The following is a 16417-nucleotide window of genomic DNA, read 5'->3' as shown; positions in this document are numbered from 1 at the left end:
GGCGAAACCCCGTGTGTGGAGGTGAGCGCCGCAGGCTGAGGTCAAACAGTAAACGACGGGCAAACGCGGCGTACCGATTTCCGCAGGCGTCGTCGAACATCGGCCGCGCGGGTCAGCCGCTGGTCACGACCGTTGCGGGCTGGCGATTTCCGGCCCGCGGCCGGTACCGCCGAGGGTATTAAATCACTGTGGGCGAAAGTCGACGGGTGCGCAGGACGAGAGTCGCGAGGAGTGCAACGGCGACCGCGGACAGCGCGCCGACGTAGACGACGACTCCCACCCACGCGGCCACGGAATAGGCGATTCCGCCGACGGCGCCGACCACCGAACTCCCGAGGTAGTAGGCGAAGAGGTACAACGACGACGCCTCGGCCCGGTCGGTGGTCGCCCGCGCGCTGACCCAGCCGCTGGCCACTGAATGCGCCCCGAAGAAGCCCGCGGTGAACAACAGCACGCCGAACAGCGTTGAGGCGATGTTGTCGGGCAACGTGATCAGCAGTCCCAGCACCATCGTGGCGATGGAGGCGGTGAGAACCCGGCGCCTACCGATCCGGTCGGACAGGGAACCGGCGAGCCCGGAGCTGACGGTGCCGGCGAGGTACAACAGGAACACCGCACCGATCACCGACTGAGACAGGTGGAACGGGCCGGCCAGCAATCGGTAGCCGAGGTAGTTGTACACGGTGACGAACCCGCCCATGAGCACGAAAGCCAGTCCGAACAGGCACAGCAGCGGGACATCGCGCAGGTGCCCGCGGAGCCGCTGGAGGGTGCTGCGCACCGAGACGGGTTTCGGTGCGAAGAAGTGGGACGATGGCACCAGTCGCCAGAAGGCGACGGCGAAGGCCAGCGACACCAGACACGCGATCTCCAGCGCCCAGCGCCAACTGGTGATGTCGACCGCCAGGCTGGGCACCAGACGCCCGGTCAGTCCGCCGACGGTGGTGCCCGCGACGTAGCGACCCATCGCCGTTCCGAGCGAAGCGCCGTCGACCTCCTCGGCGAGATACGCCATGGCGACCGCGGGAACTCCGGCGCACAGCACCCCCTGCAGAGCCCGACCGGCAAGCAGCACCTCGATCGACGGCGACCAGGGCAGCAACAGGCCGATGATCGATGCCGAGATCGCCGAGATCACCATCACCCGCACCCGCCCGTACCGCTCCGACAACACGCTCGCGGGGATGATCGACAGGGCCAGGAAACCAGTGGTCAGTGACACGGCGAGTGCGGAGGTCGTGGGAGACACCCCGAACGCCTCCGAGAACACCGGGAGCAACGCCTGCACGTAGTACAGGGCCATGAACGTCGTCATCCCCGCGGCGAACAAGGCGAACGTCGCACGGCGGTAGGCCGGGGTGCCGAGTCGGTACCGAACGGGTGCGGTGCGGTCGGTGGTGGTCATCGCAAACCAGCATCACGCAGATCGATTACCGACGGAAATGAATCTTTTTGACCAATATCATTCACTGATGAATGACACGTCGGAAGCCTTCTGGTTCGTGACCCTCGCCGAGCTGGAGAACGTCACCGCGGCGGCCACCGCCCTGCACATGTCGCAGCCGACGTTGTCGCGACGGTTGCGCGAGCTGGAACGGACTCTCGCGACCCCGCTGTTCGACCGACACGGCCGGAGACTGACCCTGAACGGCGTCGGTCGGATCTACTTGCAGCGGCTGCGCCGGGCCAAGGCGGAGGTCGACGCCGGTCGTCGGGAGGTTGCCGACGCGCTCACCCCGACGGCTGGGACGGTACGTCTGGCGTTCCTGCACTCCTTCGGGGTACATCTGGTGCCGCGGCTGGTCGATCGCTTTCTCGGCGATCATCCCGACGTGGCGTTCGAGCTCTCTCAGGACGCCGCCGACGTGGTGGTCGGGCAGGTCGTGGACGGCTCCGCCGATCTCGGCCTGGTGTCACCGCGACCCGCCGCCGCGGGGTTGGGGTGGTCGAGGGTGAGCAGTCAACCGTTGGCCCTCGCGGTCACCGCCGATCACCGGTTGGCCGACTGGCCGTCGGCCCCGCTGATCGAGGTGTCCGCGGAGCCGTTCATCGTGATGCGACCGGGGTTCGGGATGCGCCACATCGTCGACGAGCTCTGTGCCGAGGCCGGATTCACGCCGCGGATCACCTTCGAGTCCACCGATCTCCAGACCGTCGCCGGGTTCGCGGCCACGGGGTTGGGGGTGGCCGTGCTGCCGGTCGAACAGGATGTGGTGCCACCCCCGGGCCTGCGGCTGATCCCGTTGAGCGGTGCGGCATCCACCCGCGACGTCGGGGTGGTCTGGCGCCGCGGCGCACCGTTGAGCGCCGCGGCCACCGCGTTCCGGGATCTGCTGCGAGATCAGTCCGTCGACTGACCGCCGATCGCGTTCAGCTCGGCCAGCGCGTCGGCGGACAACTCCAGACCCGCGCCGGCCACGTTCTCCCGCAGGTGCGCCACCGACGAGGTGCCGGGGATCAGCAGGATGTTGGGCGAGCGCTGCAGCAACCACGACAACGCCACCGCCATGGGCGTCGCGTCGAGCTGTGCGGCCACGGTGTTCAGCTCATCGGCCTGCAGCGGCGAGAATCCGCCCAGCGGGAAGAACGGCACGAATGCGATGCCCTGCTCGGCCAGCGAGTCGATGAGATCGTCATCGACCCGGTGCGCGATGTTGTAGAAGTTCTGTACGCAGGCCACCGGTGCGATGCCCTGGGCCTCGGCGACCTGCTCGGCGGTGACGTTGCTGACCCCGAGGTGCCGGATCAATCCCTCCTCGCGCAGGGCGGCCAGCACGCCGAACGGTTCGGCGATGGAACCCGCACGCGGCTTGTCGAAGTCGCCGACCCGCAGGTTCACCGCGTCCATCGCCTCCAGACCCAGGTGTTCCAGGTTCTCTTCGACCGCGCGCCGGAGATCGTCGGCCTCGAGGGCCTGCGGCCAGTTGCCCTCGTCGTCGCGGCGGGCACCGACCTTGGTGACGATGTGCAGCGACTCGGGGTACGGGGACAGTGCCTCGCGAATGATCTCGTTGGTGACGAAGGGGCCGTAGAAGTCGCTGGTGTCGATGTGGGTGATCCCGAGGTCGACGGCCTCGCGCAGGACGGCGACGGCGGCGTCACGGTCGGCGGGCGGGCCGAAGACGCCGGGACCCGCGAGTTGCATGGCCCCGTAACCGACGCGGGTCACGGTGAGATCGCCGCCGAGGGAGAAGGTGCCGCCGGGAAGGGTCGTCGTGGTCATGGATCCACACTCCTGATCGTTGTGTCCGTCGTATTCAGTTCGGTTCGAACTCACTGGGATCGAACACGGTCCAGACTGCCCGCACGCGAGTACGGATGGCACTGTCGATTCATCCAGGGATCGCCGGTCCGGGTATCCACCCGATCGCCTGCGGGAGGACCGGTCAGCGTAGGCCGGCGCGAAAGGCGACCGCGACCGCCTGCCCGCGGTCGCGGACGTGGATCTTGGCGAACAGATTGTTGATGTGAGTCTTGATGGTCGACTCGGAGACGAACAGCCGTCCGGCGATGTCGCGATTGGACAGTCCGTCCGCGATCAGGCCCAACACCTCGCGTTCACGGCTGGTGAGGTGGTCGAGTTCCCGGTCGGCGAGAGGTGCAGGGGACTGGGGCGCCGGGGCGGTTTCGGCGGGTGCGGCCGCCGGTCGACGCAACGCCGAGTTCACCAGCCGCGCCTGCACGGTGGGGTCGAGTACCGACTGTCCGGACGCGGCCGCCCGCACGGCGGCGACCAGCTCGTGGCGGCCCGCGTCCTTGGTCAGGTATCCGCGCGCGCCGGCGTCCAGCGCGGCGAACACGGAGGTGTCGTCGTCGAAGGTGGTCAGCACCACGACCGGCAGGTCTGGATCGTCGGTCAGCAGGCGACGTGTGGCCTCGGCCCCGTCCATCTCGGGCATCCGCAGGTCGGTGAGCACCACGTCGGGTCGATGTTCGGCGACCGCGGCCACCAATTCGATCCCGTTCGACGCCGTGGCGACCACCGAGATGTCGCTCTGCAGATCGAGCATGGCCGCCACCGACTCCCGGATGATGCCCTGATCGTCCGCTACCACCACGGTGGTCGCGCGTGGCGCGTTCTCGGACACCCGCACCTCCTCACCTTCTCCTGCTGTCACTCACCATGACAGATGTCATCACCAACCGATGACAACTGGGTGCGGTATCGCGGCCCCGTTCGCGGCAGTGTCATGCACATGAACATCACAGCGGACAAGACCGGGGCGGCGCACTCCGCGACCGCCACGGCGATCGACGTGCGCGATCTGCGCAAGACTTTTCGCGGGCCCCACGGGGCGACGGTCACCGCCGTCGACGGCATCGACCTCACCATCGGGGCGGGGGAGGTGGTGGCGTTCCTCGGACCCAACGGCGCGGGCAAGACCACCACCATCGACATGATCCTGGGACTCACCACCCCGGCATCGGGGACCATCCGGGTGTTCGATCGGACCCCCGAGCAGGCCGCCCGCGAGGGTCGGGTGGCCGCGGTGATGCAGTCGGGGGGCCTGTTGCCCGACTTCACCGTGGAAGAGACCGTGCGGATCATCGCCGCGACCTTCGGTGCGACCGACGAGATACAGGACGTCATGGGCCGTGCCGACATCGCAGGTATCGCCGGGCGCAAGGTGTCGAAATGCTCGGGTGGCGAACAACAACGCTTGAAGTTCGCGCTGGCTTTGCTCCCCGACCCCGACCTGATCGTCCTCGACGAGCCCACCGCGGGAATGGATGTGGAATCGCGGCGCGCGTTCTGGTCGACCATGCGCGCCGATGCCGGGCAGGGCCGCACCGTCCTGTTCGCCACGCACTACCTCGAGGAGGCCGACGACTTCGCCGACCGCATCGTGATGGTCGCCGGGGGACGGGTGGTCGCCGACGGGACCACCGCCGAGATCCGCGCGCAGGCCTCGGGTCGGGTGGTCTCGGCGGTCCTCACGGCCGAGGAGATCGAGCGCGTGCGCACGGCCGTCCCGGAGATCACCGACATCGACATCCGCGGCGGTCGCGCGTTCTTCGCCTCCGGTGATTCCGACACCGTCGCCCGCTACCTGTTCACCGCCACCGACGCCCACGACGTGGAGATCGCGGCGCAGAACCTCGAGGACGCGTTCGTCGCCCTCACCCATCCGTCCGAGGACAAGGAGATCCTTCGATGACCGCAGCACTCGCCCCCGCCAGCCGACCGCGATCCGGCGCGCTCGGCGGTTTCAGCATCACCTACCTGGTCACCGATCTGCGACGGGTGCTGCGGAATCGGCGGGCGCTGATCTTCACCGTCATCATGCCGACGCTGATGTACTTCGTCTTCGGTTCCACGCAGGGTGACACCTCGGATCGCATCGGACACGCGAACGTCGCGGCCTACGTGATGGTGCACATGGCCGTGTACGGGGCTGTCATCGCGACCACCACCAACGCCGCCTCGGTCGTCCTGGAACAACAGGCCGGATGGACACGCACTCTGCGACTGACCCCGCTCACCCCGGTGTCATACGTGCTGACCAAGACCGGTGTCGCCCTGACGATGGCATTGCTCCCACTGCTGTTGCTCTCGGTGGCGGGTGCGGTCACGGGAGCGAGCGCTCCCATCGGACTCTGGGCCGGGTCGGTGTTGCTGGGTTGGCTGAGTGCGTCCATCTTCGCGGCCTTCGGGATGGCGATCGGTAGCGCGTTGCGCACGGAGGCGGCAATGCAGCTCGCCGGTGGCGTGCTCACCCTGCTCGCCTTCGCGGGCAACGTGTTCGTGCCGCTGCGGGGTGCCATGTACACATTCTCGCAGTTCACGCCCATGTTCGGAGTGAACGCGTTGGCCAACTATCCGCTCACCGAGGGTTACTCGGCCTACGGCCAGCACAGCTCGGTCTGGGTGGCCCTGCTCAACGTGGTGGTCTGGGCGGGCATCTTCGGTGCGCTGGCCGTGTTCTTCTACCGACGCAGCGGCGAACGCCAGTGAGCGCGCCCGGATGTTCCAGCGGCGAACGCCAGTGAGCGCGCCCGGATGTTCCAGCGGCGAACGCCAGTGAGCGTGACTGGTCCACAATGATCAAGGTGAGCGAGCATCTGAAGGCCTGGCGCGACCTGCGCTGGGTCTTCGGTGCGATCTGGCTGCTGTTCCTGACCTACCCCTACGTGGGGATGGTGACGTCGACGACGTTGTCGACCCCCGTCCGGATCGCGGGGCTGGTCCTGCTGACCGTGTTCGCGATGGTCTACACCGCGATGTGTGTCTACGTGATGGTGCCCTGCATGCGCAGCGGCGACCGCGGTGGTCATCACCCCGTGTTGTGGGTGACGGGCCTCGGGTGTCTCGCGGCCGGGTTGGCGCCGATCATCGGCCAGCAGGTCCTGGGGCTGGGCCCGTACTTCATGGCGCTCGCGCTGTTCCTCTTCCCCGCGGTGTTGTCCGCGGCGACGGTCATGGGGATCATCGCGGCATCGGTGGTACTCCCGGAGCTGATCGGCGGGTGGTCGCCGGATCCGAGCACCACCGTCACGCTGATCGTCGTGGGTCTGGTCCTGGTGGTCATGCGGTCGTTGCAGATGCGGGAACGCCTGCGCGACCTCGCCGCCGAACAGGAACGGGCTCTGCAGAAACAACTCGCGGTGGTCGCCGAACGAGAGCGCGTGGCCCGCGACGTGCACGACATCCTGGGCCACTCGCTGACCGTGATGGCCCTGAAATCAGAACTGGCGGCCCGCCTCGTCGACGTGGATCCGGCGCGGGCGAAGGTGGAACTGAACGAACTGCACGAGTTGTCCCGCGCCGCGCTCGGCGAGGTGCGTACCACGGTCGGTGATCTGCGGGCCCCGGATCTGCACACCGAACTCCGTTCTGCGCGCAGCGCTCTGGACGCCGCTGAGATCCGCGCCGAGATACCGGTGGGTGACGGCGTGCACCATGATCCGGTGCTCGCCTGGGTGCTGCGGGAGGCGGTGACCAACGTGGTGCGCCACAGCGATGCCCGTACGTGTCGAGTAGCGCTGCGGGAGAGAGGGATCGAGATCGTCGACGACGGGCGCGGGATCAACGGCAGTTGTTACGGCAACGGGCTGCGGGGGCTGGACGAGCGGGTTCGCGATGCGGGCGGCGTACTGGAGGTGTCGGCAGTGGACGGGAGCGGTTCGGGCGAGGTCCGACCCGGCACCCGGGTGCGGGTGTCGTTGCCGTGAGCGAGATCAGGGTTCTGCTGGCCGACGATCAGGCGCTGGTGCGTGGGGCGCTGGCCGCTCTTCTCGACCTCGAGTCGGATCTGACGGTGGTGGCCCAGGTGGGGGAGGGAACGGCCGTCGTCGATGCGGCGCGTGCGCGCGGCGTGGACGTGTGCCTGCTGGACATCGAGATGCCCGGTGCGTCCGGCATCGAGGCGGCCGCGGCTCTGGCGGCGGAACTCCCGCAGGTTCGTTCGCTGATCGTCACCACCTTCGGTCGCCCCGGGTACCTGCGTCGGGCCGTGCAGGCGGGGGCATCCGGTTTCGTCGTGAAGGACACCCCTGCCGCCGAACTGGCCGACGCCGTGCGTCGGGTGCATGCGGGGTTGCGGGTCTTCGACCCGACGCTGGCCACCGAGAGCCTCACCACGGGTGACAGTCCGTTGACCGACCGGGAGCAGGAGGTGCTGCTGGCCGCGTTGGGCGGGGCGACCGTCGCGGCGATCGCCGCCGACGTCCACCTGTCCCCGGGAACCGTCCGCAACTATCTGTCCAGTGCGATGGGCAAGACGGGCGCCGGTACTCGCGCGCAGGCGGCGACCGTCGCGCGGATGCGGGGCTGGATCTGATCGCGTTCCCGACGCTGATGGCGACCTCACAACAACATTCGAGCCGTACCCCAGGTTCGGTGACTACACACGGTTCGACTCGGCGCAACGGTTGTGCCATCAGTGAACTGTGAGGTGATGTTGTGAAGCAACGATGGATGACGATGGGAGTCGGTGCGCTGGCCCTCTCGGCGGCCGCCCTGGTGGGTGGATGCTCCTCGGACGGTTCGACATCCACCGCGAGCGGTACCACCGCCGCTGCGGCGGCGACGAGTTCGACATCCGGTGGGACGTCGACTGCGAGCGGCGGCGGGTCGTCGACGCAGATGGCCGCATTCCAGGAGTGCATGACGAAGAACGGGGTCAGCGCGCCACAGGGCGGCGGACAGGGTGGTGGAGCCCAGGGTGGCGGCACCGCCCCGAGCGGGGTGAAACCGACCGGTACGCCGCCGGCGGGTGGCCAGGGTGGTCAGCAGTCGGGATCGGCGGGCAAGACGATGTCGGCACCGCCGGGAGTGGATTCCGCGACCTGGACCAAGGCGATGGCAGCGTGCAAGTCGTACGCGCCCTCGATGCCCTCGTCCTGAGGTCACACCGGCTGAGCCGGTCCTATCACGATGCGCGCGACGTCCCACGTCGCGCGCATCGTCGTGTCCGGGCCTGAAGGCCGGATTCGAGATCAAAACGAGACGTTGACCGGCTGCGGTAACGGTGGCATCACAGCAGGTCACACCCGCTCGCTGCAGTGGCGTAACCCCGGCTCACCGGCTACGGTCCTTTGCGGTGACGCACGCTGGCAAAACAAAAGTTTTCTGACATGCATCGTCGCGTTCGAGGGAGGAGCGGTGGACGTATTCGTGAACGGTGGTGGTCGCGACACCGTGTGCCGGCGAATCGTCGTATGTGAGACCGCGTCCATGCCCGCAACATGTGCCCGGCCGACGGGTATGCACCTGAGTGCGGCACCACCCACCACAAGGATGCGCTCACGCGGTACCCCGGTACCCGTGTGTGCGGCCGATTCCACGCCGTCCCGGCGGGTCCCCAGGGACTCGTGACCCGGGACACTCACAGAGAGATTGGGATTCGATGAGCAAACACATGATCGTCAAGCTGGCGGGATCTGTTGCCGCGGTCGCCGCCATCGGCGCAGCGGTGGCCGGTTGCTCGGACGCGAAGGACGCAGCATCGTCGGCCACCTCCGCTGCCGGATCCGCCGCGGGGTCGGCGGCGGCCGGTGCGTCGGGCGCCGCATCGTCGGCGGGCGCAGCCATCCCGGGCGCCGGAGGGGAATCCGGTTCCGCCGGCGCGGCGGGAGAGTCCGGTGCAGCTGGTTCGGTGCTCGATTCGCCGACGACCACCGCCGCGGCCGAGCCCGCCGTGCCGTCGACGTCCATCGCGTCGCCCGAGGGCAAGGACGTCTCCATCACCGACCCGGCCATCATCGCGGTCTACGCGTCGCGCGGCTACGAGAAGGGCTTCCTGGGCAAGCCGCTCGGCCCGGTGGTCACGCTGCCCAGTGGGGGCAAGTTCATCACCTTCGAGGGCGGTTCGATCTACGAGAACCCGAAGGACAAGAAGGCGTACACCGTCCAGGGTGCGATCGGCGGGTACTGGGGCACCCAGAACCACGAGAACGGCAAGCTCGGTTACCCGACCAGTGACGAGAAGAAGACCGATGAGGGTCTCGTGCAGACCTTCGACGGGGGCACCTTGGTCGACAAGGACGGCACAGTCACCGAGAAGTGACGCTCCGGCAGTAGCGTCGCGCACGACACAGGGGTGCGACCACCGAATCGGTGGTCGCACCCCTGTTGTGTCCAGGCAATTCGCCGCCGACGCGTCTCGCGTCTCCGGAGATGTCGGATTCGCGGCAAACAGCCAGGTCACAGGATGCGATTTCGGTACTCACCGAGCGGCGTGACAAAATATCATGAGGCCCGTCTGCGACGGCGATCCCGAACAGGGCGGGCGTGGACATCGTACGTCCGATCCGGCAACGGCGCCGAGTTCGGAGCAGTCGTACTCGGCGGGTCGTCGGTCACGATGTGGGCAGCCCCCACCATCGGGCCTCGACGACCAGGACGCGTGCCGGGATCGGCCGCACGCATGAACTATCAAGCGCCGCTCGCGGGCAGGTGCGACGTGAGGTGAGTATGAACCAGGCTCCCATCCCGGCCGGTGACAGGCCTGCCGGTCACCGGTACCCCGACAGGGTCGGGCTCTACAACCCGGTCAACGAGCACGACTCCTGCGGTGTCGCCTTCGTCGTGGACATGTACGGCCGTCGCAGCCGCGACATCGTCGACAAGGCCATCACGGCACTGATCAACCTCGAACACCGCGGTGCCGCCGGTGCCGAGCCGAACACCGGTGACGGGGCGGGCATCCTCATCCAGATCCCCGACACCTTCTTCCGCGCCGTCGTGGACTTCGAGCTGCCGGCCGAGGGCGAGTACGCCACCGGTATCGCCTTCCTGCCGCAGGGCTCCGGTGATGCGCGGGCGGCCTGCGAGTCCGTGGAGAAGATCGTGGAAGCCGAGGGGTTGACCCTGCTCGGATGGCGTGACGTCCCCACCGACGACCAGTCCCTCGGCGCATTGGCCCGTGACGCCATGCCCACCTTCCGGCAGTTGTTCGTCGGCGGGGCCTCCGGGATCGACCTCGAACGGCGCGCCTTCGTCATCCGCAGGCGGGTGGAGTCCGAACTCGGCACCAAGGGCGCCGGGCAGGACGGCCCCGGTCGCGAGACCGTCTACTTCCCGAGCCTGTCCGGCCGGACCTTCGTCTACAAGGGGATGCTGACCACCCCGCAGCTCCGAGGTTTCTACCTCGACCTGCAGGACGATCGGGTGGAGAGCGCGCTGGGTCTGGTGCATTCGCGGTTCTCCACCAACACGTTCCCGTCGTGGCCGCTGGCCCAGCCGTTCCGCGCGGTCGCCCACAACGGCGAGTTCAACACCGTCACCGGTAACGAGAACTGGATGCGGGCCCGCGAGGCGCTGATCGACACCGATGTGTTCGGTGCGGGTACCGGGGACAAGATCTTCCCCATCTGCACCAACGGTGCGTCGGACACCGCTCGGTTCGACGAGGTGCTGGAGCTGCTGCACCTCGGGGGTCGCAGCCTCCCGCACGCGGTGCTGATGATGATCCCGGAGGCCTGGGAGCGTCACGAGTCGATGAAGCCGGCCCATCGGGCGTTCTACGAGTACCACTCCACCTTGATGGAGGCGTGGGACGGTCCGGCGTCGGTGTGCTTCACGGATGGCACCAAGGTCGGGGCCGTCCTGGACCGGAACGGTCTGCGGCCCAGCCGGATCTGGGTCACCCGTGACGGTCTGGTGGTGATGGCCTCCGAGGTCGGTGTGCTGGACATCCCGCATTCGGAGGTGGTGCAGAAGCTGCGCCTGCAACCGGGTCGGATGTTCCTGGTCGACACCGACGAGGGCCGCATCGTCGACGACGAGGAGATCAAGGACGAACTGGCCGCCGCGGAGCCCTACCAGGAGTGGCTCGACGCCGGGTTGCTCCATCTCGACGAACTGCCCGACCGTCCGCACACCCACATGCCTCATGACCGGGTGGTGTTGCGCCAGCAGGTGTTCGGGTACACCACCGAAGAGATCGACCTGCTGGTCACACCGATGGCGACCACCGGTGCCGAACCGATCGGTTCGATGGGCACCGACACCCCGGTCGCGGTGTTGTCGATGCGTCCGCGGATGCTCTTCGACTTCTTCCAGCAGATGTTCGCTCAGGTGACCAACCCGCCGCTGGACGCGATACGCGAGGAAGTGGTCACCAGCCTCGGTGGCAGCGTGGGCAAAGAGGGCGACCTGCTACACCCGACCCCGCAGTCGTGCAGGCAGATCACCCTGCCGCAGCCTGTGCTGGACAACGACAACCTGGCCAAACTGGTCCGGATCAACGACGACGGCGAGCATCCCGACTTCCGCAGCGTGCAGATACGCGGTCTCTACCCCGTCGCGGAGGGTGGTGACGGTCTTCGTCGGGCGCTCGACGACGTACGCGCGCAGGTGTCCGAGGCGATTGCCGACGGTGCGCGGCTCATCGTGCTGTCCGACCGGGAGTCCGACGAGACCCTGGCGCCGATCCCGTCGCTGCTGCTGACGTCCGCGGTGCATCACCACCTGGTGCGGGAGAAGACCCGGACCCAGGTGGGTCTGCTCATCGAATCCGGTGATGCCCGCGAGGTGCACCACATGGCGCTGCTGATCGGATTCGGTGCGGCGGCGATCAACCCGTACATGGCGCTGGAGTCCATCGAGAGCCTGGTGGACCGTGGGCGGCTCGGCGACATCGACTTCGCCAAGGCCCAAGCCAACTACATCAAGGCCGCGGGCAAGGGTGTGCTCAAGGTGATGAGCAAGATGGGCATCTCGACCCTCGGCTCGTACACCGGTGCGCAACTGTTCCAGGCGGTCGGCATCTCCCAGGCCACCGTCGACGAGTACTTCACCGGTCTGCACTCCCATCTCGACGGCATCGGCCTCGACGACATCGCCGCCGACGTCGCGTCCCGCCACGCGGTGGCGTTCACCGAGCGTCCCGAGGAACGCGCCTTCCGTGAGCTGGAGGTGGGCGGGGAGTACCAGTGGCGTCGTGAGGGCGAGTACCACCTGTTCAACCCGGACACCGTGTTCAAGCTGCAGCACTCCACCCGTACCGGGCAGTACGGGGTGTTCAAGGAGTACACGCGACTCGTCGACGACAACTCCAAGAAGATCGCGTCGCTGCGGGGTCTGTTCGAGTTCAACTTCGGTGACCGCGACCCGATCCCGATCGACAAGGTCGAGTCGGCGCGCGAGATCGTCAAGCGGTTCTCCACCGGTGCGATGAGCTTCGGCTCCATCTCCGCCGAGGCTCACGAGACCCTTGCGATCGCCATGAACCGCCTCGGCGGTCGTTCCAACTCGGGTGAGGGTGGCGAGGATCCGTCGCGTTTCGATCCGGACGAGGACGGCAGTTGGCGGCGCAGCGCGATCAAGCAGGTCGCCTCCGGTCGGTTCGGCGTGACCTCGCACTACCTGAGCAACTGCACCGACATCCAGATCAAGATGGCGCAGGGCGCGAAACCCGGTGAAGGCGGGCAGCTCCCTCCGCACAAGGTGTACCCCTGGGTCGCCGAGGTCCGCGGGTCCACGCCCGGCGTCGGACTGATCTCGCCGCCGCCGCACCACGACATCTACTCGATCGAGGATCTCGCCCAGCTGATCCACGACCTGAAGAACGCGAATCCTGAAGCGCGGGTGCACGTGAAGCTGGTCTCGGAGGTCGGTGTGGGCACCGTCGCCGCGGGTGTGTCCAAGGCACACGCCGACGTGGTGCTGATCTCCGGTCACGACGGTGGCACCGGTGCCACCCCACTGACGTCGGAGAAGCACGCCGGTGCGCCGTGGGAGCTAGGTCTGGCCGAGACCCAACAGACGTTGCTGCTCAACGGTCTCCGCGACCGGATCGTGGTCCAGGTGGACGGTCAGCTCAAGACCGGCCGCGACGTGGTGGTCGCCGCGCTGCTCGGTGCCGAGGAGTTCGGCTTCGCGACCGCGCCGCTGGTGGTGTCCGGCTGCGTGATGATGCGGGTCTGCCACCTCGACACCTGTCCGGTGGGTGTGGCGACTCAGAACCCCCTGCTGCGCGAACGATTTACCGGCAAGCCAGAGTTCGTGGAGAACTTCTTCCTGTTCATCGCCGAGGAGGTGCGTGAACTGCTGGCCCGCCTCGGCTTCCGGACCCTGCAGGAAGCCGTCGGTCACGTGGACGCGCTGGACACCGCCAAGGCGATCGCGCACTGGAGCTCGGCGAAGGCCGGCAAGCTCGACCTGTCGCCGATCCTTGCCGAGATCGAGTCGCCGTTCATGAACCAGGACCGGTATTGCTCCGGCTCGCAGGATCATTCGCTGGACAAGGCGCTGGATCAACAATTGATCTCGCAGAGTCGTGCGGCCATCGATCGCGGTGAACGGGTCAGCTTCAGCTCGAAGATCGCGAACGTCAACCGCACCGTCGGCACCATGCTCGGACACGAGATCACCAAGGCCTACGGAGCCGCGGGCCTGCCCGACGGCACGGTGATCATCGACTTCGACGGGTCCGCAGGCAACAGCTTCGGCGCGTTCGTCCCCAAGGGGGTGACCCTGCGACTGGCCGGTGACGCCAACGACTTTGTCGGCAAGGGGCTCTCGGGCGGGCGTATCGTGGTGCGCCCCGCCCTCGACGCCGGGGACGATTTCATCGCCGAGGACAACATCATCGCAGGCAACGTGCTCGGATTCGGTGCCACCGGTGGCGAGCTCTTCCTCCGCGGTGTGGTGGGTGAACGGTTCTGTGTCCGCAACTCCGGGGCGACGGCTGTGGTGGAGGGCGTCGGCGACCACGGATGCGAGTACATGACCGGTGGCCGGGTGGTGGTGCTCGGTGACACCGGGCGGAACTTCGCCGCGGGGATGTCAGGGGGCGTCGCCTACGTGTACGACCCGCACGGCAAGCTGCCCGCGAACCTGAACAGTGAGCTGGTGGAACTGGACACCTTGGACGACGAGGACACCGAATTCCTCCAGTCCACGCTCAACACTCATGCCAACGAGACCGGTTCGCCGGTCGCCCAGGCGATCCTGGACGACTGGTCGGAGAGAGTCGGCGACTTCGCCAAGGTGATGCCGCGCGACTTCAAACGGGTACTCGAGGCGATCGCCGCGGCCGAGAAGGATGGCCGCGACGTGGACGAGGCGATCATGGAGGCCGCACGTGGCTGATCCCAAGGGATTTCTGAAGCACACCGACCGCGAGGTGCCGCAGCGACGCCCGGTGGACCTGCGTCTGCTGGACTGGAAAGAGGTCTACGAGGACTTCAAACACGACACCCTCGAGACGCAGGCCAGTCGGTGTATGGACTGCGGTATACCGTTCTGTCACAACGGTTGTCCGCTGGGGAACCTGATCCCGGAGTGGAACGATCTGGTGTACCACGGCCAGTGGCGGGCGGGCATCGACCGCCTCCACGCCACCAACAACTTCCCGGAGTTCACCGGGAAGCTGTGTCCGGCTCCGTGTGAGGCGTCGTGCGTGCTGGGGATCAATCAGCCTCCGGTGACCATCAAGCAGGTCGAGGTGGAGTTGATCGACAACGCCTTCGTCGAGGGCTGGGTGCGACCGGAGCCGCCGTCGGTGAAGACGGGCAAGAGTGCCGCGGTCATCGGGTCGGGGCCGGCCGGGTTGGCCGCCGCGCAACAGCTCACCCGCGCCGGACACGATGTGACCGTCTTCGAACGGGCCGACCGGATCGGCGGGTTGCTGCGGTACGGGATCCCCGAGTTCAAGATGGAGAAGCGCCACATCGACCGCCGTCTCGAGCAGATGGAGGCCGAGGGGACGGTGTTCCGTGCCGGCGTCAACGTCGGTGTGGACGTCACCGTCGAGGAGTTGCGCGCCGAGTTCGACGCGGTGGTGCTGGCGGTCGGGTCGACCACCGGGCGTGATCTGCCCATCGACGGACGTGAGTTCGACGGGATTCACCAGGCGATGGAGTACCTGCCCTGGGCCAACCGGGTGCAACTCGGCGACGACGTCCTCGATGACACCGGACACCCGCCGATCAATGCCGACGGCAAGAAGGTCGTGATCATCGGCGGTGGCGACACCGGTGCCGACTGCCTGGGTACCTCGCTACGTCAGGGTGCGGAGATCGTGCACCAGTTCGAGATCATGCCGCGGCCGCCGGACGAGCGGGCAGAGTCCACCCCGTGGCCGACCTATCCGCTCATGTACCGCGTCTCCTCGGCCCACGAGGAGGGTGGCGAGCGGGTGTTCTCGGTCAACACCGAGTGCTTCGTCGGTGAGAACGGTCGCGTCACCGCGCTGCGCGCGCACGAGGTGGTCAGCAAGGGTGGCCGCTTCGAGAAGGTGGAGGACTCCGAGTTCGAGCTGGAGTGCGACCTGGTGTTGCTGGCGATGGGCTTCACCGGGCCCGAGCGGGTCGATCTGCTGGACAAGCTGGGCGTGGAGTACAACGAGCGCGGCAACGTGGTGCGTCGCGACGACTTCCAGACCACGGTGCCGGGTGTCTTCGTCGCAGGTGACGCCGGTCGCGGTCAGTCCCTGATCGTCTGGGCCATCGCCGAGGGTCGGTCGGCGGCCGCCGGGGTGGACGCATTTCTCACCGGCGAGACCTTGCTGCCTGCCCCGATCCATCCCACGCAGGCGCCTCAGCGCTAGCCGGACGGACGATGCCGCGGATCCGCCGGGTCCGCGGCATCTCTGCGTGTCGCGACTGCTAACAACATTCACATGAGTAACGTCAGTCACACGGGGGCCGAAGTCCTCGCGACCGTGTAACCAGACAACGGTCTGGTAACGATGAAGACGATGTGATCCGCGTCGGCCGCGACGCACAAGCGCTCGCGGTGAGATACGGTATCGAGAACAGATTATTTGTTAATCACAAGATCTCGGGATGTGATCAGTCGTGAAGCTGACGAATGGTAGCCGCGCCGGACGTCGTCGCTCGCATGTCTTCGGACCGTTGGGTACGGGTTTGTTGACCCGTCACCGGATGGCCCGGATGCTGCCGGAGGAGGCCGAACGCCTCGTCACCGCAGCTGACCTGCGTTCTTTCAATCTCTGACCAACTCACG

Annotated in this window: 13 protein-coding genes; 10 read left to right on the top strand and 3 right to left on the bottom strand. The window is 67.3% G+C overall.

The annotated features are described in order from the left end of the window. Positions 1–178 precede the first annotated feature (178 nt). Positions 179–1405, bottom strand: a complete 1227-nt coding sequence (locus BW971_RS18640) for an MFS transporter (protein ID WP_076482568.1) — start codon at positions 1403–1405, stop codon at positions 179–181. 67 nt (positions 1406–1472) lie between these two features. On the opposite strand from BW971_RS18640, the gene BW971_RS18635 reads away from it, so the two are divergent. Further along, complete coding sequence (locus BW971_RS18635) at positions 1473–2357, top strand: LysR family transcriptional regulator (RefSeq protein WP_200799471.1); 885 nt, start codon at positions 1473–1475, stop codon at positions 2355–2357. Here BW971_RS18635 and BW971_RS18630 read toward each other — a convergent pair. Beyond that, on the bottom strand, positions 2342–3223 hold the full coding sequence (locus tag BW971_RS18630; protein WP_076482567.1) for an aldo/keto reductase family oxidoreductase: 882 nt from the start codon (positions 3221–3223) through the stop codon (positions 2342–2344). The genes BW971_RS18635 and BW971_RS18630 overlap by 16 nt on opposite strands. A 163-nt stretch (positions 3224–3386) precedes the next feature. After that, positions 3387–4088, bottom strand: coding sequence for a response regulator transcription factor (locus tag BW971_RS18625; protein ID WP_076482632.1), 702 nt, complete (start codon positions 4086–4088; stop codon positions 3387–3389). A 108-nt stretch (positions 4089–4196) separates the two neighbouring features. On the opposite strand from BW971_RS18625, the gene BW971_RS18620 reads away from it, so the two are divergent. The 9 genes from BW971_RS18620 (at position 4197) to BW971_RS21750 (ending at position 16407) form a co-directional block, all read left to right on the top strand. After that, complete coding sequence (locus tag BW971_RS18620; RefSeq protein ID WP_076482631.1) at positions 4197–5159, top strand: ABC transporter ATP-binding protein; 963 nt, start codon at positions 4197–4199, stop codon at positions 5157–5159. Continuing rightward, positions 5156–5956 (top strand): ABC transporter permease, encoded by an 801-nt coding sequence (locus tag BW971_RS18615; RefSeq protein ID WP_076482566.1) that lies wholly within the window; start codon positions 5156–5158, stop codon positions 5954–5956. Before BW971_RS18620 ends, BW971_RS18615 begins: the two co-directional genes overlap by 4 nt. Positions 5957–6051: 95 nt before the next feature. Continuing rightward, positions 6052–7173: a sensor histidine kinase gene (locus BW971_RS18610; RefSeq protein WP_234974488.1), complete on the top strand. Its 1122-nt coding sequence runs from the start codon at positions 6052–6054 to the stop codon at positions 7171–7173. Beyond that, positions 7170–7781 carry a response regulator transcription factor gene (locus tag BW971_RS18605; protein ID WP_076482564.1) on the top strand — a complete coding sequence of 204 codons (612 nt, stop codon included), beginning with the start codon at positions 7170–7172 and terminating at the stop codon, positions 7779–7781. The genes BW971_RS18610 and BW971_RS18605 overlap by 4 nt, the downstream gene beginning before the upstream one ends. Positions 7782–7903: 122 nt before the next feature. Then, entirely contained in the window at positions 7904–8347 is a 444-nt protein-coding gene (locus BW971_RS18600; protein ID WP_076482563.1) for a hypothetical protein, read from the top strand. Between the two features lie 502 nt (positions 8348–8849). Further along, entirely contained in the window at positions 8850–9509 is a 660-nt protein-coding gene (locus BW971_RS18595; RefSeq protein ID WP_234974487.1) for an LGFP repeat-containing protein, read from the top strand. A 407-nt stretch (positions 9510–9916) separates the two neighbouring features. Continuing rightward, on the top strand, positions 9917–14539 hold the full coding sequence (gene gltB, locus BW971_RS18590) for a glutamate synthase large subunit (RefSeq protein WP_076482562.1): 4623 nt from the start codon (positions 9917–9919) through the stop codon (positions 14537–14539). Then, a complete protein-coding gene (locus BW971_RS18585) occupies positions 14532–15998 on the top strand; it encodes a glutamate synthase subunit beta (protein WP_076482561.1) in 1467 nt (488 codons plus the stop codon). The genes gltB and BW971_RS18585 overlap by 8 nt, the downstream gene beginning before the upstream one ends. Before the next feature lie 250 nt (positions 15999–16248). Next, positions 16249–16407 (top strand): hypothetical protein, encoded by a 159-nt coding sequence (locus BW971_RS21750; RefSeq protein ID WP_200799470.1) that lies wholly within the window; start codon positions 16249–16251, stop codon positions 16405–16407. Positions 16408–16417 lie beyond the last annotated feature (10 nt).

The sequence above is a fragment of the Williamsia sterculiae genome (genome assembly GCF_900156495.1).
Lineage (GTDB): Bacteria > Actinomycetota > Actinomycetes > Mycobacteriales > Mycobacteriaceae > Williamsia_B > Williamsia_B sterculiae.
This window is presented reverse-complemented; position numbering and strand designations above follow the sequence as displayed.